This is a genomic window from Mycobacterium sp. NPDC003323, assembly GCF_053589535.1.
On sequence record NZ_JBSFSB010000001.1, the window covers coordinates 305,809 to 327,692 of the forward strand.

The 21,884-nt window shown below is 66.5% G+C and carries 21 protein-coding genes; 13 read left to right on the forward strand and 8 right to left on the reverse strand.

The window, feature by feature from the left end; all coding sequences use genetic code 11:
- The first annotated feature begins 235 nt into the window (after nucleotides 1–235).
- Entirely contained in the window at nucleotides 236–688 is a 453-nt protein-coding gene (locus ACWDUN_RS01200; RefSeq protein WP_449923455.1) for a MaoC family dehydratase, read from the forward strand.
- A 9-nt stretch (nucleotides 689–697) separates the two neighbouring features.
- Here the strand turns inward: ACWDUN_RS01200 and ACWDUN_RS01205 are convergent, their stop codons facing one another.
- Nucleotides 698–1,870 carry an acyl-CoA dehydrogenase family protein gene (locus ACWDUN_RS01205; RefSeq protein WP_449923457.1) on the reverse strand — a complete coding sequence of 391 codons (1,173 nt, stop codon included), beginning with the start codon at nucleotides 1,868–1,870 and terminating at the stop codon, nucleotides 698–700.
- Between the two features lie 97 nt (nucleotides 1,871–1,967).
- Here ACWDUN_RS01205 and fabG point away from each other — a divergent pair, with 97 nt between their 5' ends.
- Genes fabG through ACWDUN_RS01225 form a run of 4 tightly spaced genes read left to right on the forward strand, consistent with a single transcriptional unit; the run spans nucleotide 1,968 to nucleotide 5,776 of the window.
- The gene (gene fabG / locus ACWDUN_RS01210) at nucleotides 1,968–2,708 is read left to right on the forward strand and encodes a 3-oxoacyl-ACP reductase FabG (protein ID WP_449923460.1); all 741 of its coding nucleotides are present in this window, start codon (nucleotides 1,968–1,970) and stop codon (nucleotides 2,706–2,708) included.
- On the forward strand, nucleotides 2,708–3,922 hold the full coding sequence (locus ACWDUN_RS01215) for an acetyl-CoA C-acetyltransferase (RefSeq protein WP_449923463.1): 1,215 nt from the start codon (nucleotides 2,708–2,710) through the stop codon (nucleotides 3,920–3,922). The genes fabG and ACWDUN_RS01215 overlap by 1 nt, the downstream gene beginning before the upstream one ends.
- Nucleotides 3,919–5,109: an acyl-CoA dehydrogenase family protein gene (locus ACWDUN_RS01220; RefSeq protein WP_449923466.1), complete on the forward strand. Its 1,191-nt coding sequence runs from the start codon at nucleotides 3,919–3,921 to the stop codon at nucleotides 5,107–5,109. The genes ACWDUN_RS01215 and ACWDUN_RS01220 overlap by 4 nt, the downstream gene beginning before the upstream one ends.
- A complete protein-coding gene (locus ACWDUN_RS01225; protein WP_449923468.1) occupies nucleotides 5,093–5,776 on the forward strand; it encodes a GntR family transcriptional regulator in 684 nt (227 codons plus the stop codon). Before ACWDUN_RS01220 ends, ACWDUN_RS01225 begins: the two co-directional genes overlap by 17 nt.
- On the opposite strand, the gene ACWDUN_RS01230 is transcribed toward ACWDUN_RS01225, so the two are convergent.
- Entirely contained in the window at nucleotides 5,777–7,078 is a 1,302-nt protein-coding gene (locus ACWDUN_RS01230) for a ClC family H(+)/Cl(-) exchange transporter (protein ID WP_449923471.1), read from the reverse strand.
- Between the two features lie 172 nt (nucleotides 7,079–7,250).
- Between ACWDUN_RS01230 and ACWDUN_RS01235 the strand changes: the two genes are divergently transcribed.
- From ACWDUN_RS01235 to ACWDUN_RS01255, 5 genes are all read left to right on the forward strand, one after another.
- Nucleotides 7,251–8,585: a flavin-containing monooxygenase gene (locus ACWDUN_RS01235; RefSeq protein WP_449923473.1), complete on the forward strand. Its 1,335-nt coding sequence runs from the start codon at nucleotides 7,251–7,253 to the stop codon at nucleotides 8,583–8,585.
- Complete coding sequence (locus tag ACWDUN_RS01240; protein WP_449923476.1) at nucleotides 8,582–9,175, forward strand: TetR/AcrR family transcriptional regulator; 594 nt, start codon at nucleotides 8,582–8,584, stop codon at nucleotides 9,173–9,175. Before ACWDUN_RS01235 ends, ACWDUN_RS01240 begins: the two co-directional genes overlap by 4 nt.
- Nucleotides 9,172–10,086: an alpha/beta hydrolase gene (locus ACWDUN_RS01245; RefSeq protein ID WP_449923479.1), complete on the forward strand. Its 915-nt coding sequence runs from the start codon at nucleotides 9,172–9,174 to the stop codon at nucleotides 10,084–10,086. The genes ACWDUN_RS01240 and ACWDUN_RS01245 overlap by 4 nt, the downstream gene beginning before the upstream one ends.
- 107 nt (nucleotides 10,087–10,193) lie before the next feature.
- Nucleotides 10,194–11,912: a DUF222 domain-containing protein gene (locus ACWDUN_RS01250; protein WP_449923482.1), complete on the forward strand. Its 1,719-nt coding sequence runs from the start codon at nucleotides 10,194–10,196 to the stop codon at nucleotides 11,910–11,912.
- A gap of 38 nt (nucleotides 11,913–11,950) precedes the next feature.
- Nucleotides 11,951–13,138: a CaiB/BaiF CoA transferase family protein gene (locus tag ACWDUN_RS01255; RefSeq protein WP_449923484.1), complete on the forward strand. Its 1,188-nt coding sequence runs from the start codon at nucleotides 11,951–11,953 to the stop codon at nucleotides 13,136–13,138.
- On the opposite strand, the gene ACWDUN_RS01260 is transcribed toward ACWDUN_RS01255, so the two are convergent.
- The 5 genes from ACWDUN_RS01260 to ACWDUN_RS01280 are packed head-to-tail and all read right to left on the reverse strand — an operon-like array spanning nucleotide 13,115 to nucleotide 18,088.
- Entirely contained in the window at nucleotides 13,115–14,260 is a 1,146-nt protein-coding gene (locus ACWDUN_RS01260) for an AMP-binding protein (protein ID WP_449923487.1), read from the reverse strand. The two genes, ACWDUN_RS01255 and ACWDUN_RS01260, sit on opposite strands and share 24 nt — an antisense overlap.
- A 13-nt stretch (nucleotides 14,261–14,273) precedes the next feature.
- Nucleotides 14,274–15,710 (reverse strand): class I adenylate-forming enzyme family protein, encoded by a 1,437-nt coding sequence (locus tag ACWDUN_RS01265; RefSeq protein ID WP_449923489.1) that lies wholly within the window; start codon nucleotides 15,708–15,710, stop codon nucleotides 14,274–14,276.
- Nucleotides 15,710–16,483, reverse strand: coding sequence for an enoyl-CoA hydratase/isomerase family protein (locus ACWDUN_RS01270; RefSeq protein WP_449923492.1), 774 nt, complete (start codon nucleotides 16,481–16,483; stop codon nucleotides 15,710–15,712). The genes ACWDUN_RS01265 and ACWDUN_RS01270 overlap by 1 nt, the downstream gene beginning before the upstream one ends.
- Nucleotides 16,483–17,283 (reverse strand): enoyl-CoA hydratase/isomerase family protein, encoded by an 801-nt coding sequence (locus ACWDUN_RS01275; protein ID WP_449923495.1) that lies wholly within the window; start codon nucleotides 17,281–17,283, stop codon nucleotides 16,483–16,485. The genes ACWDUN_RS01270 and ACWDUN_RS01275 overlap by 1 nt, the downstream gene beginning before the upstream one ends.
- Nucleotides 17,284–17,293: 10 nt before the next feature.
- Nucleotides 17,294–18,088 carry an enoyl-CoA hydratase/isomerase family protein gene (locus ACWDUN_RS01280; protein ID WP_449923498.1) on the reverse strand — a complete coding sequence of 265 codons (795 nt, stop codon included), beginning with the start codon at nucleotides 18,086–18,088 and terminating at the stop codon, nucleotides 17,294–17,296.
- A 90-nt stretch (nucleotides 18,089–18,178) separates the two neighbouring features.
- Between ACWDUN_RS01280 and ACWDUN_RS01285 the strand changes: the two genes are divergently transcribed.
- From ACWDUN_RS01285 to ACWDUN_RS01295, 3 genes are all read left to right on the forward strand, one after another.
- Entirely contained in the window at nucleotides 18,179–18,949 is a 771-nt protein-coding gene (locus ACWDUN_RS01285; RefSeq protein WP_449923501.1) for a FadR/GntR family transcriptional regulator, read from the forward strand.
- The gene (locus tag ACWDUN_RS01290; protein WP_449923504.1) at nucleotides 18,939–19,817 is read left to right on the forward strand and encodes an enoyl-CoA hydratase/isomerase family protein; all 879 of its coding nucleotides are present in this window, start codon (nucleotides 18,939–18,941) and stop codon (nucleotides 19,815–19,817) included. The genes ACWDUN_RS01285 and ACWDUN_RS01290 overlap by 11 nt, the downstream gene beginning before the upstream one ends.
- Nucleotides 19,818–19,890: 73 nt before the next feature.
- Nucleotides 19,891–21,066, forward strand: coding sequence for a thiolase family protein (locus ACWDUN_RS01295; RefSeq protein ID WP_449923507.1), 1,176 nt, complete (start codon nucleotides 19,891–19,893; stop codon nucleotides 21,064–21,066).
- Here the strand turns inward: ACWDUN_RS01295 and ACWDUN_RS01300 are convergent, their stop codons facing one another.
- A complete protein-coding gene (locus ACWDUN_RS01300) occupies nucleotides 21,067–21,783 on the reverse strand; it encodes a TetR/AcrR family transcriptional regulator (RefSeq protein ID WP_449923510.1) in 717 nt (238 codons plus the stop codon).
- Nucleotides 21,784–21,884: the final 101 nt, after the last annotated feature.

Here is a 21,884-nt window from a genome sequence, read left to right on the forward strand (position 1 = left end):
GGTGAATTCGCATAGAGCCAATGCTGGCAAAATTATCGTGCGCGTCAGTTATGGCAAATTTGATCTTCATATGCCGAAGTTTTCTATGAGTTTCCAGAAAGCGGGGCGGTTGGCGGCATTCGCTGCCGTTCCCCGCGAACGCACAACGTCACAAGACCGCCCCGGTGGCATCGCCGCGAGGGCCAGGCGCTATGCATGACGTGGCAGTCGATGGCGCTTTCCCAAGGAGGATGGAATGAAGGTTTTCGAAAGTCTCGACGAGTTGGTGGCGGCGGCGGGCACCGAGCTCGGACCCACCGATTGGCTGGAGATCGACCAAGATCGCGTGAATCAGTTTGCCGAGGCAACCGAGGATCGGCAGTGGATCCATGTGGATCCCGAGCGTGCCGCGGGTGGTCCGTTCGGTGGCACGATCGCACACGGACTGCTGACCCTGTCGCTGCTGCCGTACTTCTCCCATCACCTCTACGGCGTCAAGGGCATCTCGCTGGCCGTGAACTACGGCTACAACAAGGTCCGATTCATCACGCCGGTCAAGGTCGGTGCCCGGATCCGGGCCCGTGCGGTGATCACCGATGTCGCCAAGCTCGAGGGCGCGGCTCAGTCCACGGTCACGATCACCGTGGAGATCGAAGACTCGGAAAAGCCTGCGGCGGTTGCCGAGTCCATCATCCGCTATATCGCCTGAAACCTGCGGTCAGCTCGTCATCTGGCGCTGGGCGTTTTTGACCAGCCCACCGCCGATGATGAGCCGCTGGATCTCGCTGGTGCCCTCGTAGAGGCGGAGCAGGCGGACCTCGCGGTAGATGCGTTCCACCGCAACCTCGCGCATATAGCCGCTGCCGCCGTGGATCTGCACCGCGAGATCGGCCACCGTGCCTGCCATCTCGGTGCAGAACAGCTTGGCCGATGACGGGGCGATGCGCCGATCTTCACCGCTGACCCACAGTCGGGCGGCCTCGCGGACCATGGCCCGTCCGGCCATCACACCGGTCTGCTGATCGGCCAGCATGGCCTGCACCAGTTGGAAGCTGCCGACCGGTGTGCCGCCCTGGGTGGCCGTCGCGGCGTAGGAGATCGACTCGTCGAGCGCGCGCTGGGCGCATCCGACCGCAAGCGCGGCGATGTGCACGCGTCCGCGCGCCAAGGATGTCATGGCCGCGCGATAGCCGATGTCTTCGCTGCCGCCGATGAGGGTGTCGTGGCCGACGCGCACGCCGTCGAAGTTCACATCCGCGGTCCAGGCGCCCTCCTGGCCCATTTTCGCGTCCTTGTTGCCGACCGCCAGTCCCGGCGTATCGGCGGGTACCAGGAACACCGCGATACCGGGCCCGTCGGCGTCCGCGGGCCGGGTGCGGGCGAACACGATGAACAGATCGGCGGTGGGCGCATTGGTGATGTACTGCTTGTGCCCGCTGATCACCCAGTCGTCGCCATCGCGAACGGCCTTGGTGCGCAGACCGGCCGGGTTCGATCCGGCGCCGGGCTCGGTGAGCGCGAACGAGGCGACAACTTCGCCGGAGGCGATGCCCTCCAACCAGCGCGACTTCTGCTCGTCGGTGCCGAAGCCGACCAGTACCTGGCCGGCGATGCCGTTGTTGGTGCCGAACATCGAGCGCAAGGCCAGGCTGGTGTAGCCGAACTCCATGGCCAATTCGACGTCCTGGACCAGATCGAGCCCCAGCCCGCCCCATTCCTGCGGGATGGCATAACCGAACAGCCCCATGTTCTTGGCCTGGTCCCGGATATCGTCGGGGACCCGGTCGGCGGACATGATCTCGAGCTCGCGGGGAACGACCTGCGTCCGGATGAACTGCCGGGTGGCGGCGTGGATATCGGCGAAATCGGCGTCCGACACAGTCTCGGCCATCGGCGGGTCCTCCTGAAATCGATACGAGCCGGTGTGGTTTGATCCAAGAAATATCATATTTTATGTTTTCGACAGCTCGCGCTTGAGGAGGTGCTTGATGGCTCTGCTGGACGGACGGACCGCGGTGATCACCGGCGGTGCGCAGGGAATCGGGTTCGCCATCGCCGAACGATTCGTGGCCGAGGGCGCCCGCGTCGTGCTCGGTGATCTGAATCCCGAAGCCACCGAGGCGGCCGCCGCCACGCTGGGCGGCGCCGATGTCGCCGCGGCGGTTCGCTGCGATGTCACCGATGCCGGTCAGGTCCAGGCGCTCGTCGGCACCGCGGTCGAGCGTTTCGGCAGCCTCGACATCATGGTCAACAACGCAGGCATCACCCGCGACGCCACCATGCGCAAGATGACCGAGGAGCAGTTCGACCAGGTCATCTCGGTGCACCTGAAGGGATCGTGGAACGGCACCCGACTGGCGGCAGGCATCATGCGCGAGGCGGGAAGCGGTGCCATCGTCAACATCTCGTCGATCTCCGGCAAGGTCGGGCTGGTCGGGCAGACCAACTACTCGGCCGCCAAGGCCGGTATCGTCGGCCTGACCAAGGCGGCGGCCAAGGAGGTCGCGCACCTCGGCGTGCGGGTCAACGCCATCCAACCCGGGCTGATCCGGTCGGCGATGACCGAGGCCATGCCGCAACGCATCTGGGACCAGAAGCTGGCCGAGATCCCGATGGGCCGGGCCGCCGAACCCAGCGAGGTCGCCTCCGTCGCGCTGTTCCTGGCCTCGGACCTGTCGTCGTACATGACCGGCACGGTGCTGGAAGTGACCGGGGGACGGCATATCTGATGCGTACCGCCGTGGTCTGTGAGCCCGTCCGCACCCCGATCGGCCGCTACGGCGGCATGTTCGCGTCCCTGACCGCCGTCGAACTGGGCGTCGCCGCGCTACAAGGGCTGCTGCAGCGCACCGGTCTGAAGCCCGATGATGTCGACGATGTCGTGCTCGGGCACTGCTATCCCTCGCCGGAGGCACCCGCGATCGGGCGGGTGGTGGCCCTGGATGCCGGGCTGCCGGTCACGGTGCCGGGCATGCAGATCGACCGGCGGTGCGGGTCGGGCCTGCAGGCCGTCATCCAGGCCGCATTGCAAGTCGCCGGCGGCAACGACGATCTCGTCATCGCCGGCGGCGCGGAATCGATGAGCAACGTCGCCTTCCACTCCACCGATATGCGCTGGGGAGGTGCTCGCGGCGGGATCACCGTGCACGACGGCCTGGCCCGTGGGCGGGTCACCGCCGGCGGTAAGAACCACCCGGTTCCCGGCGGCATGCTGGAGACCGCCGAGAACCTGCGCCGCCGGTACGGGATCTCGCGAACCGAACAAGACGAACTCGCGGTACGGTCCCATCGCAGCGCCGTCGCCGCCCAGACCAGCGGGGTGCTGGCCGAGGAGATCATCGCAGTCACGGTGTCCTCGCGATCCGGTGACCAGGTGATCTCCACCGACGAGCACCCCCGCGCGGACACCTCCGTCGAGGCATTGAGCAAGCTGCGCCCGGTGCTCGCCAAGAATGACCCGGAGGCCACCGTCACCGCGGGCAACTCCAGCGGACAGAACGACGCCGCCGCCATGTGCATCGTCACCACCCCCGAGCGTGCCGCCGAGCTCGGCCTGAAACCGCTTGTGCGGCTCGTGTCCTGGGCTGTTGCCGGTGTGGCGCCCGACATCATGGGGATCGGTCCGGTGCCCGCCACCGCGCGTGCGTTGGAGAAGGCCGGACTGTCGCTGGCGGACATGGACCTGATCGAACTCAACGAGGCCTTCGCCGCACAGGCGCTGGCGTGCACACGCGAGTGGAAGTTCACCGACACCGATTTCGAGCGCACCAACGTCCGCGGGTCGGGCATCTCGCTGGGTCATCCGGTCGGTGCGACCGGTGGGCGGATGCTGGCGACCCTGGCCCGTGAACTCGAGCTGCGCGATGCGCGCTACGGGCTGGAGACCATGTGCATCGGTGGCGGGCAGGGGCTGGCCGCCGTCTTCGAACGGACTGCCTCGTGACCAGGCTGGCCCAGACCGCGGGCCTGACCGATGTCCAGGCCGAGATCGTCGCCACCGTGCGACAGTTCGTGGACAGGGAGATCATCCCGCACGCCCAGGAACTGGAGCACGCGGACGCCTATCCGCAGCACATCGTGGATCAGATGCGCGAGATGGGTCTGTTCGGGTTGATGATCCCGGAAGAGTACGGCGGGCTGGGGGAGTCGCTGCTGACCTACGCACTGTGCGTGGAGGAACTGGCCCGCGGCTGGATGAGCGTCTCCGGCGTCATCAACACCCACTTCATCGTCGCGTACATGATCCGCCAGCACGGCACCGACGAACAGAAACAGCGCTACCTGCCGCGGATGGCCACCGGTGAGGTGCGCGGCGCGTTCTCGATGTCCGAACCCGAACTGGGATCCGATGTCGCCGCCATCCGCACCAAGGGGGTGCGCGACGGGGACGACTACGTCATCACCGGTCAGAAGATGTGGCTCACCAACGGCGGTAGCTCGACGCTGGTGGCCGCGCTGGTGAAAACCGATGAGAGAGCGGATAAACCGCATCGCAACCTGACGGCTTTCCTGATCGAGAAGCCGGCCGGATTCGGCGAGGTGGCACCCGGACTGACCATCCCGGGCAAGATCGACAAACTGGGCTACAAGGGAATCGACACCACCGAGCTGATCTTCGATGGGTACCGGGCGTCGTCGGCGGATGTGCTGGGCGAGGCGCCGGGTAGGGGTTTCGTCCAGATGATGGACGGTATCGAGGTCGGCCGGGTCAACGTCTCGGCGCGGGCCTGCGGGGTCGGGATCCGGGCCTTCGAACTGGCGATCCGCTATGCGCAGCAACGCGAGACATTCGGCAAGCCGATCGCCGGGCATCAGGCCATCGCGTTCCAGCTGGCCGAGATGGCGACCAAGGTAGAGGCCGCGCACCTGATGATGGTCAATGCCGCGCGGCTCAAGGACTCCGGTGAGCGCAACGACGTCGCCGCCGGCATGGCCAAGTATCTGGCCAGTGAGTTCTGCGCCGAGGTCACCCAGCAGAGTTTCCGCATCCACGGCGGCTACGGCTACTCCAAGGAGTACGAGATCGAGCGGCTGATGCGCGACTCGCCGTTTTTGCTGATCGGCGAGGGCACCAGCGAGATCCAGAAGACCATCATCAGCAAGAGTCTGCTCGATGAGTATCGGCTCTGAACCGGACTTCGCCGCCCGGCCACAACTGTCCGACGACGTCGCGCGGGTGGTGCGCCGGCGGATCTTCGACGGCACGTACCCGGCCGGTGAATACCTGCGGCTGGACCAACTCGCCGTCGATCTGGGCATCAGTGTCACCCCGGTGCGCGAGGCGCTGTTGAACCTGCGGGCCGAGGGTCTGCTGGTGCAGCATCCGCGACGCGGGTTCATGGTGCTGGAATTCACCGCCCGCGATCTGGCCGATGTCGCCGATGTGCAGGCCTATGTCGGCGGTGAGCTGGCGGCGCGCGCGGCCGAGAACATCAGCGCCGAACAGCTTTCGGAGCTGAAGTCGATCCAGGACAGACTGGAGCGCGCGTACTCCGACACCGACCCGGACCGCACCGTGCGGCTGAACCACGAGTATCACCGGCTGATCAACGTGGCCGCCGCATCGCCGAAGCTCACGCAGTTCATGTCCGGTATCACCAGATATCAGCCCGAGTCGGTGTTTCCGACGCTGGACGGCTGGCCCGCCCAGTCGATCAGGGACCACCGCCGGGTGATCGATGCGTTGGAGCGTGGGGATTCCGATGCCGCGCGGGCGGCGATGGCCGAACACTTCACGATCGGTGTCGGACCCTTGACCGCGCACCTGATCGAACGCGGGGTCATCACCGAGCACTAGTCATTCCGTCGGCATCCGTTGCCGCAGACTGTCATAGATCGGTGGGCAGCGCAGCACCTCGGCGACCAGGACCGCGGCCGCCGTCGCGGCCAGCATCGGCACCGCCACCGCCGTCGTCGCGGTCATCTCGATGACGACGACGATGGCCGTCAGCGGTGCGCGGACCGTGGCGCCGAAAAATGCCGCCATGCCCACGATCGCCATCGGGATCGCCAGGCCCGCGAGCTCACCCGGCCACACCGCGCCGAAACCTCCGAGGAACAGCACGCCCCACAGGGTGCCGATGGCCAGGAGTGGGGCGAACAGGCCACCGGGCACCGCCGCCGCATAGGACAGTGGGCCCGCGATGAACCGCACCGCCAGGAAACCGGCCACCGTCCACAGGACCACCGAGTCGGCGCCGAGGATCAGTTGGTTCAACGTGTCACCTCCGCCGGTGGCGAGGGGGTCGACGAAGGTCGCCAATCCGATGATCGCCCCGATCACCATGGCCCTGGAGATGGCGCCCAGCCGGGGAATCCTGGCGGCGCCGTCCAGGAACGCCAGGACCAACCGGTTGTAGAGCACTCCGGCAAGACCGGTCAGCAGGCCGAAGGCGATGAACAGCGGAAGCCACGAAAGAGCGGGCGTGTCAACGGGTCCCACGGCGAAGTCGGGGTCATCGCCGGTGATCAGCCGGGAGCACCCCACCGCGGTCGCCGTTGCCAGGACGGTCGCCAGCACGGTGCGCAACCGAACCGACTTCGTCACCTCCTCCAGCGTGAACAGCACGCCGGCGATCGGTGCGTTGAAGGCCACGGCCAGTCCGGCGCCGCCGAGGGCCGCCTGCAGCATCCGGACGTCGGCGTCGGCGAGGCGGCCGCGCCGGGCGGCCTCGGCGCCGAGCGCGGCACCCATGTGCACGGTCGGCCCCTCGCGGCCCAGGACCAGACCCGAGCCGATGGCCAGCACTCCGCCGATGAACTTGGCGGGCAGCAGTGTCAACAGCGGCGGGCGGGCCTCGCCGCGGTGGACGGCTTCGACGTGCTGGATACCGCTGCCGGCGGCCAGCGGAACCCGCCGCACGATCAGTGCCGCGAGCGCCGCCCCGGAGGCGGCCGCGAACACCAGTACCAGCCAGCCCGGTCCGGGGAGGCGATGCGCCCATTCGGCCAGGCCGGCGCGCAGCGTGTCGGCGCGCTCCAGGCACCAGCGGAAGGCCCCGCCCACGAAGCCGATGCCGACACCGGCGACACCGGCGGTGAGACAGACCAGCGCCAGTCCCAGCGGCGAGTCCGACTCCGGCTGCGGTGGCGCCGTCATGGCGGTTCGACGGTTCTCATCGGCACTCCCTCGACGGCTACCGGACGATTATGTCGGGTGGGCCGCTGACACTTGTCAGAATTCATTGACGTACGTCAAATCCGCTGATAGCGTCCGGCGGCAGGACCTGAGGAGCTTGCCCCCGGCGAGCCCAGCAACGGGGGTGTTCGCGATGACGACGTTCTCCCAGACGCCGCCCCGGACAGCGGTGATCGGCGCGGGTATCAGCGGGTTGACCGCGGGCAAGATGCTCAAGGATTACGGCGTCCCGTACACCACCTTCGAGATGTCGGACCGCATCGGCGGAAACTGGGCGTTCGGCAATCCAAACGGGATGAGCAGTGCGTACCGGTCGCTGCACATCGACACTTCCAAACATCGGTTGTCGTTCAAAGACTTTCCGATGCCCGAGCACTATCCGGCCTTTCCGCACCACTCCGATGTCAAGGCGTATCTGGACTCCTACGCCGAAGCGTTCGGATTGCAGGAGAACATCGAGTTCGAAAATGCGGTGGTCTCGGCCCGACGGCGCGATGGCGGCGGCTGGCTCATCGAGGACCAGGCCGGTTCTGTCCGCGAGTTCGATCTGCTCGTCGTCGGCAACGGTCACCACTGGGATGCCCGGTGGGCGTCGTTTCCCGGGACGTTCACCGGTGAATCGATGCACTCGCATCACTATGTCGACCCGCAGACCCCGCTGGCGTTGACGAACAAGCGCATCCTGGTGGTGGGGATCGGCAACAGTGCGGCCGACATCACCGTCGAACTCTCGTCGAGAACACTGCAGAACACCGTCACGCTGTCCACCCGGTCCAGCGCCTGGATCGTGCCGAAGTACCTTGCCGGACAACCCGGTGACAAGATCTTCAAGACCACGCCGTATCTGCCGCTGTCCTGGCAGCGCAAGGCGGCGCAGGCGTTTGCGCCGCTGGTGGGGGCCGATCCGACCAGATACGGGCTGCCGCCGGCCAATCACAAGCTCTTCGAGGCCCATCCGACGCAGTCGGTCGAATTGCCGCTGCGGCTGGGCTCCGGCGATGTCATACCCAAGCCCAACGTTCGGTTGCTCGACGGCCACACGGTCCATTTCGAGGACGGCACCGCCGACGAGTTCGACGTCATCGTCTATGCCACCGGATACAACATCACGTTCCCGTTCTTCGATCCCGAACTGATCAGCGCCCCGGACAACCAGATCCGGCTGTACAAGCGGATGTTCAAGCCGGGATTCGAGGATCTGGTCTTCATCGGATTCGCGCAGGCGATCCCGACGCTGTTCCCGTTCGTCGAATGCCAGTCGCGGCTGTTGGCCGCCTACGCCGCAGGTCGGTACGCGCTGCCGTCGGTCGCCGAGATGGAGCGCGTCATCGACGCCGACCAGCAACTGCACGCCGGCCACTGCACCGACCGACCGCGGCACACACAGCAGGTCGACTACTTCTACTACGAGCACGACATCCGCACCAAGGAGATCCCGGCCGGGGTGCGGCGTGCGGTGATGGCATGAGGTCGCCCACCGACCGACGGCCCGCGCTGCGCAGCGACGAACGCCGCGACGCGATCCTGGACGCACTCGACCGGTGGCTGAAGGAATCCAGCCTGGATGCCATCAACGTCGCCGAGATCACCGCGCAGGCGGGGGTGACGCGGTCCGCCTTCTACTTCTATTTCGAGAACAAGGCCGCCGCGGTCGCCGCACTCATGGAACGGATGGTCAACGAGACCTTTGCCGTGAACGAGGAGTTCACCACCGGGGCCGACAGCCCGCGGGACCGCGTGTACGCGATGCTCGGTGGCCTGTTCGACACCTGTGACCGGTATCGGCACGTCTTCAACGCCATGCTGGAGGCCCGTGGCTCCAGCGCGACGGTGCGCCAGATCTGGGATGACGCGCGTAATGCCTTCGTCCCGTCGGTCGCCGAATTGATCCGCGCCGAACGTGAGTCACCCGATCCCGAGGTGCTTGCGGCGGTGCTGCTGGAACTCAACGACCGGCTGCTCGAACGGTTCATCCTGGGCGGCTCGCTGACCCGCGAGCAGTTGTTGGACGGCGCGGCGGCGGTGTGGCTCGGCACAATCTACGGACAGCTGCGATGAGCTACCGGGAGATCTGGTTCGAATCGTCCGGGACACCCTGTAGCGCATGGCATTTTCAGGCGCCGGTGGATGGCTCGCGACCGGCGGTGGTGATGGCGCACGGATTCGGCGGGACCAAGGACTCCGGGCTCGAACCATTCGCCCGTCGCTTCGCGGCCGCGGGATTCGACGTGCTGGCCTTCGACTACCGCGGCTTCGGCGCGTCGGAAGGCTCTCCGCGGCAGACCATCTCGCTGACGCGGCAGTTGGCCGACTTTCGCAATGCCGTCGTCTTCGCGTCCGGTTTGCCCGACGTGGATTCCGCGCGGATCGCGCTGTGGGGAGCGTCCATGTCGGGTGGGCATGTACTGCAGGTGGCCGCCGATCTACCGGAGATCGCCGCGGTGATCGCGCTGACACCGTTGACCTCCGGGCTGGCCGCCGGGCGCGCCGCGGTCAGTGAGCGAGATGTGTTGACCGCGCTGCGGTGGACGGCGACCGGGGTGCGCAGCAAGTTGTCGGTGGCCCGCGGCGGGACTGCGACGATGATGCCGATCGTCGGCCGGCCGGGGGAGGCGGGGGCGCTGACGCTGTCGGGAGCCTACGAGAGTTATCTGGCGATGGCCGGTCCGACATGGCGCAACGAGATCGACTCGTCGGTCGGCATGGAACTCGGACGGTTGAACGTCAAGTCCGCGGCGCGGCGGCTGCGGTGTCCGGTGCTGGTGCAGATCGGCGACTTCGACCGGTTCGTGCCTGCGGGCGCGGTGGCCAAGACCGCGGAGGCGGCCAGGGCGCAGGTCCACCGGTACGCGTGCGACCACTTCGACGTGTGGCCGGGAAATGCGTGGTTCGACAAGACGGTCGATGATCAGGTGGCGTTCCTGCGGCGGATGTTGAAGGCCGACGAGGTTGTCGAACTGCCCTCCTAGGAGCGACAATCGAGCGACTTATGTTGTCCTGAAGAAACTTTGGACCCATCTGTCGCATGAGTCACGCAGCGGCCGTTTTTGTCGGTGGTCGCCCGTATGTTCGGGTCATGAAGTCGGATGCGGTGGCGAGTCGGGAGTCGGTGCAGCATGCACTTGCCGACCGCTCCGCATCCGTGAAGGCCTTGCTGGATGCCGATTTTACGTGCTTTGACACCGCGGAGTTGCTGGCGATCCAGTCCGAGCGCGAGGAACGCGCCCGAGCCGATGCGGCGGTCGATCACCGGATCCTGTCCGTGCTGATGGATCGGGCCACCGCCCATGAGATCGGCGGGAAAACCTGGGCCGACGTGCTGTCCACCCGGATGCGGGTGTCGGGCGCCGAGGCCGGCCGGCGGATCAAGGCCGCCAAAGATTTGGGACCGCGCCACGCCATCGGCGGAGAGGTACTGGCACCGTTGTTGCCGGCGTGCGCGGCCGCACTGGCCGACGGGACGATCAACGACGGGCACATCCAGGTCATCCGTGACGCGGTGCACCAAGCTGCGAAGTACACCAGCCCGGCCAAATGCGCGGAACTCGAAGAGATCCTGGTCGCAGTCGCCGTGGCCGCAGGTCCGGAGACGGTACAGACAGCGGCCACGCACGCATTGATGCTGCTCAACCAGGACGGTCCCGGCCCGGACCTAGCCCGCCACAAGCGCGGGATCCGGATCGGCAAGCAGGATGCCGACGGGCTGACCCACATCAGCGGTTGGGTCGATCCCGAGCTGGCCGCCTATCTGGGCACCGCCTTCGACGCGTGGGCCCGCCCCGGAATCAACAACCCCGACGACCCCGAACCACAACACAATCCGGACCCCAACCCCCTCGACGACGACGCCGAACCCGCGCCGACGCCGCAGCCTGAGGCAGAGGCAGAGGCAGAGGCAGAGGCAGAGGCAGAGGCAGAGGCAGAGTGTGACGCTGAACCCGGCGCTGGACGGACGCCGGAGCCCGAACCTGAGGTGGCGCCCGAACCCGCACCCCAGCCCGGGTCTGGGTCTGATGGTGTGCCGAGCTTTGACGATCTGCCCGAGTTCGCGACCTTCGATGATCTGGCTGACCGGATGGACGCGGTGGCTGCCGCCGAGGCCGCTACGCCTCGCCCCGCCATCGACTTCCAGGCGTTGGCCGACCGGGCCGCCGTCCGCGACACGCGCACCCCGGCCCAACGCAATCACGACGCACTGAAAGCCATCCTGCGCGACACCCTGGCTTCCGGTCGTCTCGGCCAACACGGCGGACTACCAGTCACCGTCGTGGTCTCCACCACCCTGCGCGAACTGGAATCCGCCGCCGGGCTCGCCGTCACCGGCACCGGCACCCTGCTGCCCATGCCCGACCTGCTCCGCATGGCCGAGCACTCGTATCACTACCTGGTGGTCTACCGAAAACACACCGCCGAACCGCTCTACATGGGCCGTACCAAACGTTTGGCCACCAAAGCCCAACGCCTGCTGCTCTACAACCGCGACCGCGGCTGCACCCGACCCGGCTGCACCCGGTGTGCCAACCTCACCCAGGCCCATCACGCCGACCCCAGCTGGGCAAACGGCGGCTACACCGACGCCCCGACCCTGGCTCTGGGCTGTCCGCCGGACAATCGACTCGCCGAACTGGGCTGGACCACCAAAATCGACTCCGAAACCGGGCGCGTGCATTGGTATCCGCCACCATTGATGGACACCGGACAAGACACCATCAACCACCACTTCCATCCCGAAGAACTCTTGGACCCGGAACGTGATGAGCCGGGTCCGGAACCGGACGATGGAGTCATACTGTAATACTTACAGTCGGTAACTCAACGGATTGGGGTCCGGTCATGGCAGGCGTGCTCGACGGGATTCGCGTCCTCGACTACGGCCGGTTCATCGCCGCACCCTGGTGTAGTGCGATCCTGGCCGATATGGGAGCCGATGTGCTGCGTGTCGAGAAGCGCGAGGGCGGTGAGGACCGCTGGGTACAGGCGGTCACCGACGGCGGTGAGGGCGGCACCTTCCTGCAGTGCAACCGCAACAAGCGTTCCCTCACATTGGATTCCACCACTGCTGAGGGCGCCGAGATCACCCGTCGACTGGTGTCCCGCGCCGATATCGTGATCGCCAACATGCCGGCCGCCGGGATGCGGGCCAGCGGCCTGGACTACGAGACACTTCGCGCCGTCAAACCCGACATCATCCTGGCCAGTGCGACCGCCTACGGCGAGGGCGGACCCTATAGCGACAAGGTCGGCTTCGACGGCGCCGGCCAGGTGATGTCCGGCGCGGTGTATCGCCAGGGCCTGCCGGACCAACCGATCCGCACCGTGGTGCCCTACACCGACTTCGGCACGGCTCTGACACTGACCATCGGTGTCATGATGGCGCTCCACCACCGCGACCGCACCGGTGCGGGCCAGCATGTCGAGGGCGCACTGCTGCCCACCGCGCTGATGCTGTCGAACGCGTTCCTGATCGAGCGGGAACTGCTGCAGAAGGACAAGCCGCGGATGGGCAACAAGGGCGCCTCCGTCGCCCCGTGCGATCTGTACCGCACCGCCGACGATCAATGGGTGCTGTTGCAGGTGGCCGGCCAACCGATGTTCAAACGCTGGTGTCGCCTCATGAGCCGGGAGGAGTTGTTCGCGGATCCGCGGTTCGCCAACGACGACAGCCGTTGGGAGAACGGCGATGTACTCAACGACATCATGGCCGACTGGTGTGCCGACAAGACCAAGGCGCAGGTCCTCGATCTGCTGGAGAAAGCCAAGATGCCCGCCGCACCGCTGCATTCCACCCAGGACGTGCTCGAGGATCCACACATCGAGGCGATGGGCTACCTGAAACGTGTCGCCTTTCCTGGCGCAGCACGTGACGTGCCCATCATCGAGACGCCGTTCCGGATGTCGGCAACCCCCGGCAGCATCCGGCACCGGGCGCCGTTGCTCGGCGAGCACACCGATGAGGTGCTCGGCGAGATCGGCTACGACGCAGCGCAGATCGCGGTGCTACGTGACAACGCCATCGTCTGACAGCATCATCCGCACCCTCTGCTTGTCCACCTTGCCGGTCGCACCGATCGGCAGGTCGTCTGAGTGCAACCACACGGTGGGTACCTTGAAGCCACTGATCAGTTCCTTGGTTGCGGTACGCAGTGCGTCGATCGGCAGCGCCGTCACCACCGGCCCTTTCCACCTCGCTCGGGTACACGGTCGCACCGCTGACCTTGAACATGTCATCGCAGCGGCCGTGGTAGAACAGGAATCCGTCAGCGTCCAGGCGGCCCAGATCGCCTGTGCGGTAGAAGCCGTCGACGGTACATCGGCGGCCATGATCGGGTTGAGCTTGCCGCGCGGGGCAGTGAAACGGCGGTCGGGATAGCTCGAATGCCGGGTGAGATGTGCGATCCCCGCGGCGAAACTATTCGTGATCGTCGGGCGATCCGCCTCCAACAGAACCAGGGTTGCCCCGGCGTCGGTGTTGTTGGAGCACAGCAGGGTGGCCCCGGCAGCCAGAGTCGCCAGCAGTCCGAAACAGAATCCGCCGATCCAGAAGAAGGGCGAGTTGCAGAACAACACATCCGAGTCGGTCAACCCACGTATCGCATTGAGATTGTGTTGATGCCCGATCAGCCCGGCGTGCGTATGTACCGCACCCTTGGGCGGACCGTTGGAGCCCGAGGTGTAGACGATGGCCAACGGGTCGCATCCGTCGACGTCGGCCTCGAAGTCGGCCAGCATCGCGGGTGCAACGAGGTCGTCGGGCGGGCCGAACAGGGTGTGACGCAGACATGGGGTGGGGCCGGCCTCGGCCAGCAGTTCGTGGAAGTCACGGCCGCGATATCGATGAGCCGACAGCATGATCGCGGTATCGCTGTCGAGCAGTTGGGTGCGCAACTCCGCGGCGGTGAGGAAGGTCGAGTACGGCACGACGACCGCGCCGATCCGCGCCGCGGCGAGCATGCCCACCACGAAGTCGGGACCATTGGGATACAACAGGCCGATGTGTGTGCCCTTGCCCGCACTTAACGCAAGCAAACCACGGGCCAGGTCGGCGGACCGCCGGTCGGCATCGCCGTAGGTGAGGCGTTCGGCATCGCAGATCAGCAGCGGGTGCTCACCGCGGCCGGCCAACAGGTCGACGATCTCAGGCACGGTCCGGGGCGAGCTAAGCGACGGGATATGCGGCGGCGAAATGCTCGCGCACCGCCCCGAGATCGGCCTTGCCCGAGGGGGTTCGGGGAATGGTCTCGACGATGGCGATGTCGGTGGGGATCTCATAACGCGCCAGTCGGTCCCGCAGGAACTCGACAAGCGCTGCCGCATCGGTGTGGCCGTGCAACTCGACCATCGCCACCGGCGTCGCCCCGAGGCGTTCGTCGGCTCGGCCGATCACCGCGGCACCGCGGACAGCGGGATGGCTCTCCAATGCGGTCCGCACGTCGTCGGGCATGACCTTGAAACCGCCCCGGATGATGGCCTGATCGGCGCGGCCGAGGATCCAGAGAAATCCGTCCGCGTCGATACGGGCCAGGTCGGTCGTGCGTATCCACCCCCCGGTGTTCAACTGCGCCGGAATGACTTCCAGCAGGCCCTGCTCGTCGGGGCCGAGCACCCGGCCGTCCTCGTCGACCACCCGCAGTTGTGCGCCAGGGTTGGCCCGGCCCACGCTGCCGCGCTTGGCCGCCCAGTACTGCTGATGGTCCGCCAAGGTCCAACCGGCCACCCCGCCGCCGAATTCGGTGGCCGCATACGAGGTCAGCACCGGGATGCCGAACTTCGCGGTGAAGGCGTCGGCGTCATCGGCGGACAGCGGCGCGGTGCCGGAGGTGACGGCCACGACCCCGGCCAGATCCTCGCGCGTCAGATCCGAGTGCAGCACCATCCGTAACGCGGCAGGCACCAGGGACACCGCGCGCGGGCGATGTTCACGGACGGCGGCCGTCCAGCGGGGTAGGTCGAATTTCGGTAAGAGCACAAACGGCCGGGCCTCGGCCAGGCACAGCAGTGTCCGGAACACCCCGCCGACATGCACCAGCGGCGAGTTGACGATGGCGACCCCGCGGCGCAGTTCGGTGGGTTCCGGCGAGGAGCCCATGACGCTGCGGGCCAGCATGTCGTAGGTCAGATCGACGCGCTTGGGCGGTCCGGTGGTGCCGCTGGTGAGCATCCACACCGCCACCCCGGGCCGGCCGGTGTCCGCGCCGACGGTGCCGGTCACCGTCGGCGCGGTGTCCAGATCGGTGAGGGTGATCTGCAGGGTGTCGGGGGCCGGTGTCACCAGGGTGGCGTGGTCCTCGGCGAGGCCGACGATCACCGGCAGCCCGAGCGCGGCGATATCGGCGCGGGTGCGTTCGTCACCGCGCGCCGGGTTGATCACCACAACCGTGCCGCCGACTTCCAGCACCCCGAGCAGGGCGGCCACGTGCGCCGGGCTGTTGCGAAGCATGACCCCGACCCGGACCGGTCCGGTCAGCGTGCCGATCCGCCGGGCCAGGGTAGCCAATTGCCCCCAAATGGACCATTCGTCCTCGTACTGCAGTGCTCGCGCGGCCGGATCCAGATCCAGCACCGTGCTGATGCGTCGCGAAAGAGGGTGGGACATCAGCGTATCCGTGGGCTGACTTTGGCCGGTGGCCGTGCCGCCAATTCGTCCTTGGCGATCGGATTGCCGAGCCGCGTGTAGATCAAGCCGTGGTCCATCGCGGCACGGTAGGGCTTGTCGAGCGATTCCCAGATCGCCTTGACGGTGCCCTGGGTGGCGGTCGGTGGTTTGGCAGCGATGCTGGTGGCGATCTCGTCGGCACGTGCCCACAACTCGTCGCGGGCCACGACCTCGGTGACCAGTCCGATCCGCAGCGCGGTATCGGCACCGACCCGTTCGTCATTGCCCAGCAGCGCCATTCGCAGGGTGTCACCGAGGCCGATGCGGCGCATCAAACCGATCGGCTCCAGTGCGGACACCAGCCCGGCACTGACATGTGAGTCGAAGAAGGTGGCATCCTGTGAGCAGATCACGATGTCGGACTCGTTGATGAAATACAGGGCGCCGGCGGTGCACATGCCCTGCACGGCGCAGACCACCGGTTTCCACATCTTCTGCCATTTGGGGCTGAGCAGCTCACCCGGATCCTCGTGGTTCCACACGATATTCGGCTGTCCGTAGCTGGATTTCACGTCCAGGCCGGCGCTGAAGGCGCGGTCGCCGGCGGCGCGCAGCACCACGGCGTGGATGCCCTCGTCTGCCTTGATGGTGTGCCAGGCATCGCGCATCTCATGGCACATGGCCCGGTTGAAGGAGTTCAGGGCGTCGGGGCGGTTCAGCGTGATGGTGGCGATACGGGTCTGGTGATCGAGGTCGAGCAGCAGCGTCTCCACTAGCGGGCCTGCCAGTTCGGTGCGCGTTTCTCGGCGAAGGCCCGCGGCCCCTCGAGCGCATCCTCGGTGCGGGTCACCCGCTCACGGAAGGTCTCGGCCAGGATCTCACCCTCGTGCAGCGGCAGATCCAAGGTCTTGTGGATGGCCAGTCGGGTGCCCCGAACCGCAAGTGGCGCATTTCGGTTCACCGTGTCGGCGATCTCGTGGGCGCGTTCCATCAGAAGATCGTGCTCGACGATCTCGGTGATCAGCCCCAATTCGTAGGCACGCTGCACCGTTATCCGTTCGTGTTTGCCCATCAGTGCCATCCGTAGGGCCACCGACCGGGGCAATGCCTTGGCCAGTCGGACCATCTCGCGGGCGGCGACCAGGCCGATACTGACGTGCGGGTCGAAGAAGGTCGCCTTGTCGGAGGCGATGACGATGTCTCCGGTCGTCACCCAGTCCAAACCTGCCCCGCAACAGATTCCGTTGATCGCGACGATGACCGGTTTGGTCATGGTGCGGAACGGGGGAGTGCCTTCCTGGGGGGCCTCCCACTGCTCGTAGGTGGACAGATACGGCCGCTCGTTGACGACCTTGCCATCGCCGGGGATCTCGGTGACATCGGCGCCGGTGCAGAAGGCGCGCCCGGTGGCGGTGACGATCATCAGCCAGATGTCGTCGTCATCCTCGGCTCGTCGATATGCGTCGCGTAGTTCGGTGATCATGTGCGGGGACAACGCGTTGAGCGCCTCGGGGCGGTTCAGCGTGATGGTCGCCTTGTGACCGTCCACCTGATAGGTGATTGTGTCGTACATCGAAACCTTTCTACAAGCCTGTGAAATTCGGGTCGCGGCGTTCCCGGAACGCGGCCAGCCCTTCCTTGAAATCCTTGGTGCGACAACAGATTTCCAGATTGGACAGCTCCTGGTTCATCGATTGGCTGAGGGTGGCGTGCTGCCCATAGGCGATGGCCTGTTTGGCCAGCCCGACCGCGACCGTGGGGCCTTGGGCGAGCCTGGTCAGGAGTGCGTCGGCACCGGCGTCGACATCGTCGGTGGGCACCGCGCTGTGGATCAAACCCCAGTCGGCGGCCGCGGCGCCGTCGACCTTCTCGCCGAGCAGCAGCATCCGTTTGGCCCGGGCGACGCCGGCCAACCGCGGCAGCAGCCAGGTGGCCCCGGAGTCGGGGCTGAAACCGCGGGACAGGAAGGGTTCCCAGAACGTCGCGCCGACGTCGGCGACGGTGAAATCGGCGGCAAGCGCCAGATTGCAGCCCAGTCCGACCGCCCAGCCTCGCACCGAGCACACCACCGGTAGATGGATGGTGGCGATCAGCTCGACGACGCGGTGCGCGGTGTGCGGGATGCGGCGGACCAGGTCACCGGTGCGGGGTCGCCGGTCGGAGCTGTTCGTCGAAACCCAGTCGGCGCCGGCGCAGAAATCGGTACCCGCCCCAGTCAGGTGCACCGCGCGCAGCGTGTCGTCGCTCGCCGCGCGGGTCAGCTCATCGACCAGTGCATCGATCATGCTGTGGCTCAGCGAGTTCCGGCGGTCGGGACGGTCCAGCGTGAGGTGCAGGACACCGTCCCGCCGAGCGGAGATCACCGAACCGTCAGACACCGGGATCCGACCTTTCCTGAGCCATACAGTTGCCCATACAGTAGGCGATGCGGTTACTATCTTGTACAAGTTAGCAAGGAAAGGCCATCGATGGAAGGACGCGCCCGGCGCATCCGGCAGCCACGGGTTGCCGAGATCGTCGCGTCCAAGCTGCGCGATGACATCCTCTCGGGGCGGATGCGCGAGGGCGACATCCTGCCGACGCAGGAGAGCCTGTTCCAGGAGTTCGGGGTCAGTCCGCCGGCGCTGCGCGAGGCCATCCATCTGCTGGAGACCGACGGCTTGATAACCGTGCGGCGCGGCAACATGGGTGGCGCGGTGGTGCGTCAGCCCTCGCCGGAACGGACCGCCCACATGATCGGCATGGTGCTGCAGAGCCGGGCGGCCACACCTGCCGACGTCAGTGGAGCGTTGCTGCACCTGGAGCCCATCTGCGCCGGTATGTGCGCCGCGCGGCCGGATCGCGCCACCGAGGTGGTGCCCTACCTGCAGGACGAGATCGACAACCAGACAGCACAATTCGGCGATCCGACGCGGTATGTACCCAACGCCCGCCGGTTCCACGAGGTGCTGGTGGCCCGCTGCGGTAACGAGCCGATGATCCTGCTGATCGGCTCACTGGAGCTGATCTGGTCCACCCACGAGTCGAAGGTGTGGGCCGACGAGGGTGAGGCCGTGAACGAGAGGACCATGCGCGCGGCGCTGAGCGATCATCAGCGTCTGCTCGACGCCATCGTCGAGGGCAACGCCTCCCGGGCCACCAGACTGGCCACCGACCACCTGTCCGCCGCCAGGCACACCACGCTGGCCGCCGGGACCGACAAAACCATTGAAGCGAGGCTGATTTCGCATGACCGATGACCGGGTGCTCTTCGAGGTCGACGCCGACCACCGGATCGCCACCATCACCTTCAACAATCCCGAACGGCGCAACTCCTACGACGCCGCCATGCGCGACGAGATCGCCCGCTACCTCGACATCGTCGCCGATGACGATGACATCACCGTCGTGCTGCTGCGCGGTGCGGAGGGGGTGTTCTCCACCGGGGCGGATATGAACAACGCCTATGGCTGGTATGGCTCGAAGGAGGAGCCCAAGAAGTCCCGGCCCAGTCAACGTCGGCGGCTCACCGTCGATCGCAAATCTTTCGGCTTCTATCACAACTTCATGGGTTTCCCGAAGGTCACCGTGGGCGAGATCAGCGGCTACGCCCTGGGCGGTGGTTTCGAGATGGCGCTGATGACCGATATCTCGGTGATCGCCCGTGACACCAAGATCGGGATGCCGGCCACCCGATTCCTGGGACCGGCGCTGGGCAGTCTGCACATGTTCTTCCACCGACTCGGCCCGGTGCTGGCCCGGCGGATGCTGCTGACCGGCGACATCATCGATGCCGGTGCCGTCGAGCAGCTGGGCATTTTCACCGACACCTGCGATGTCGCGCAGGTGCCGGCCAGGGCGCGCTACTGGGCCGAGAAAGCGGCCAAGATGCCGGCCGACGGTGTGGTGATCGCCAAGGAGGCCTTCCGGCTGGTCGAGCAGAACCAGGCCTATCAGGGTGAGGAGGTCGCGAGCTACATTTTCCACGCGTACGGCACCAACCTTCAGTTCTCCCCCGGGGAGTTCAACTTCGTCAAGACCCGGGCGCAGCACGGCACCAAAGAAGCATTCCGCTTACGTGACGAGCACTTCCATGTGCCTGAACCGCACGTGCCGGAGCCTCGGTAGCCAACCCCGCATTGTGGCACCTACAGTGGGTGCTACGTTTACATAATCACTGGATATCGTAAAGGCGGTAGTCATGCCCTCACCCGTTATCGTCGGTGCCGCGCGCACCGCCATCGGCCGGTCCTTCAAGGGGACGCTGGTCAACACGCCGCCCGACGCGCTGCTGGGTGCCGTGCTGCCCGAGGTGGTCCGGCGCGCGGGCATCGACCCGTCGGCGATCGACGACATCATCATCGCCGAATCCCATTACGGCGGTGGTGACCTGGCGCGCTATGCCGCGCTGGTGGCCGGCTTCGAGAATGCGCCGGGCCAGGCCGTCAACCGGCACTGCGCGGGCAGTCTCACCGCCATCGGCAACGCCGCCGCGCAGATCGGCTCGGGGATGGAGCGGGTACTGGTTGCCGGCGGTGTGCAGTCGTTGTCGATGACGCCGTTGATGAGCCAGCGCGTCATCGGACCGGAGCTCAAGTTCGAGGAGCGGTGGCTGCCGCCCATCCATGTCGAGACCCCGGACGCCCCGGCCCGCGACATGTCGATCACGGTAGGCTGGAACACTGCGCAGTCCTATGGTCTGACCCGCGAGGAGCTCGATGCCTGGGCCGCGCGCTCGCACCAGCGTGCCGTCGCCGCCCAGGACGCCGGCAAGTTCGCCGACGAGATCGTGCCCCTGAAGGTGACTCAGATCGACGGATCCGTCACCGAGTTCAGCGTCGATGAGCACCCGCGCCGCGACACGACGGTCGAGAAGCTCGCCGGCCTCAAGGTCCTGCATCCGGAGATCGAAGGATTCTCCATTACCGCGGGCAACAGCAGTGGCACCAACGACGCTGCCGCTGCTGTCGCACTGGTCGATGACGCCTATGCGGCCGCGGAGAACCTCTCCGTGCTGGCCAAGGTCCGGGCCTGGGGCTCGGTCGGTGTCGCCGCCCGCGACACCGGACTGGGTGGCGTCAAGGTGATCGGCAAGGTGCTCGACCGGGCCGGCCTGAAGCCCTCCGATGTCGCGCTGTGGGAGATCAACGAGGCGTTTGCCTCGGTGCCGGTGGCCGCGGTCCGCGAGTACGGCCTCGACGAGGAACTGGTGAACTACTCCGGCAGTGGCTGCAGCCTGGGCCATCCCATCGCGGCCTCCGGTGCGCGCATGATCACCACGATGGTCTACGAACTGCAGCGTCGCGGCGGTGGCATCGGTGTCGCGGCGATGTGCGCCGGCGGCGGTCAGGGCGGCGGCGTCGTCATCGAGGTGTAGTCACCTTCGACGCTTCCTGGGTGCGTCCTCGAGCGTGCGGCTCGCATGCTCAAGGATGCAGTCCAGGCCGAACTCGAAGTTGTTCTCGTCCGAGGCGCCGAAACTGTGCCCCTCGCCGGTGACCTGGGCCAGCAGCGGCGCCACGTCCGGATCGATGACCAGGGTCTGGTCGTAAGCGCCTGGGCTGTCGTCCTCCGACTGGTTTTTCTCGGCCAGGCGCTGTAACACCACCGACCCGCGCACATGCAGCGTCACCGCGGAGTAGGTGTCGAAGGCGTCCTCGGCGGACAGTCCGGCCTCGACCAGGCCGGCGATCGCCTTCTCCATCTCCAGCACGCCGAGCTTGGCGGCGCGTGGGCTCAGCGCCGCCCGGATCAGGATCAGATCGCACAGGATCGGGTTGCCGGTGAACGTCTTTCGCATGGTGCGTGCATGGTTGCGCAGGGTTTCGCGCCAATCCTTGGCCTCGACATACGGGGTCGCGAAGACGTACTCGCTCAGTGCCCGGTCGGTCATCGCGTTGAGCAGATCGTCCTTCTTGCGGAAGTACCAGTAGATGCTGGTGACGCCGACACCCAGGTGCTTACCGAGCAACGGCATGCTGAGGTTGTCGATGCCGACCTGCTCGGCGAGTTCGAACGCGCCCTTGATGATGTCGTCGGGGTTGATCGACCCGCGCTCGCGGCGCTGTCGTTTCTCGGCAACCGGCTTCGCCACAACGGCCACCCTTCTCGCGTCCGGAACTGTGCAGTGAACCGTCAAGCTTACCGGTAGCCATACCGTCGGCACCGATACACGCATTCTCGGGACTGCGATAC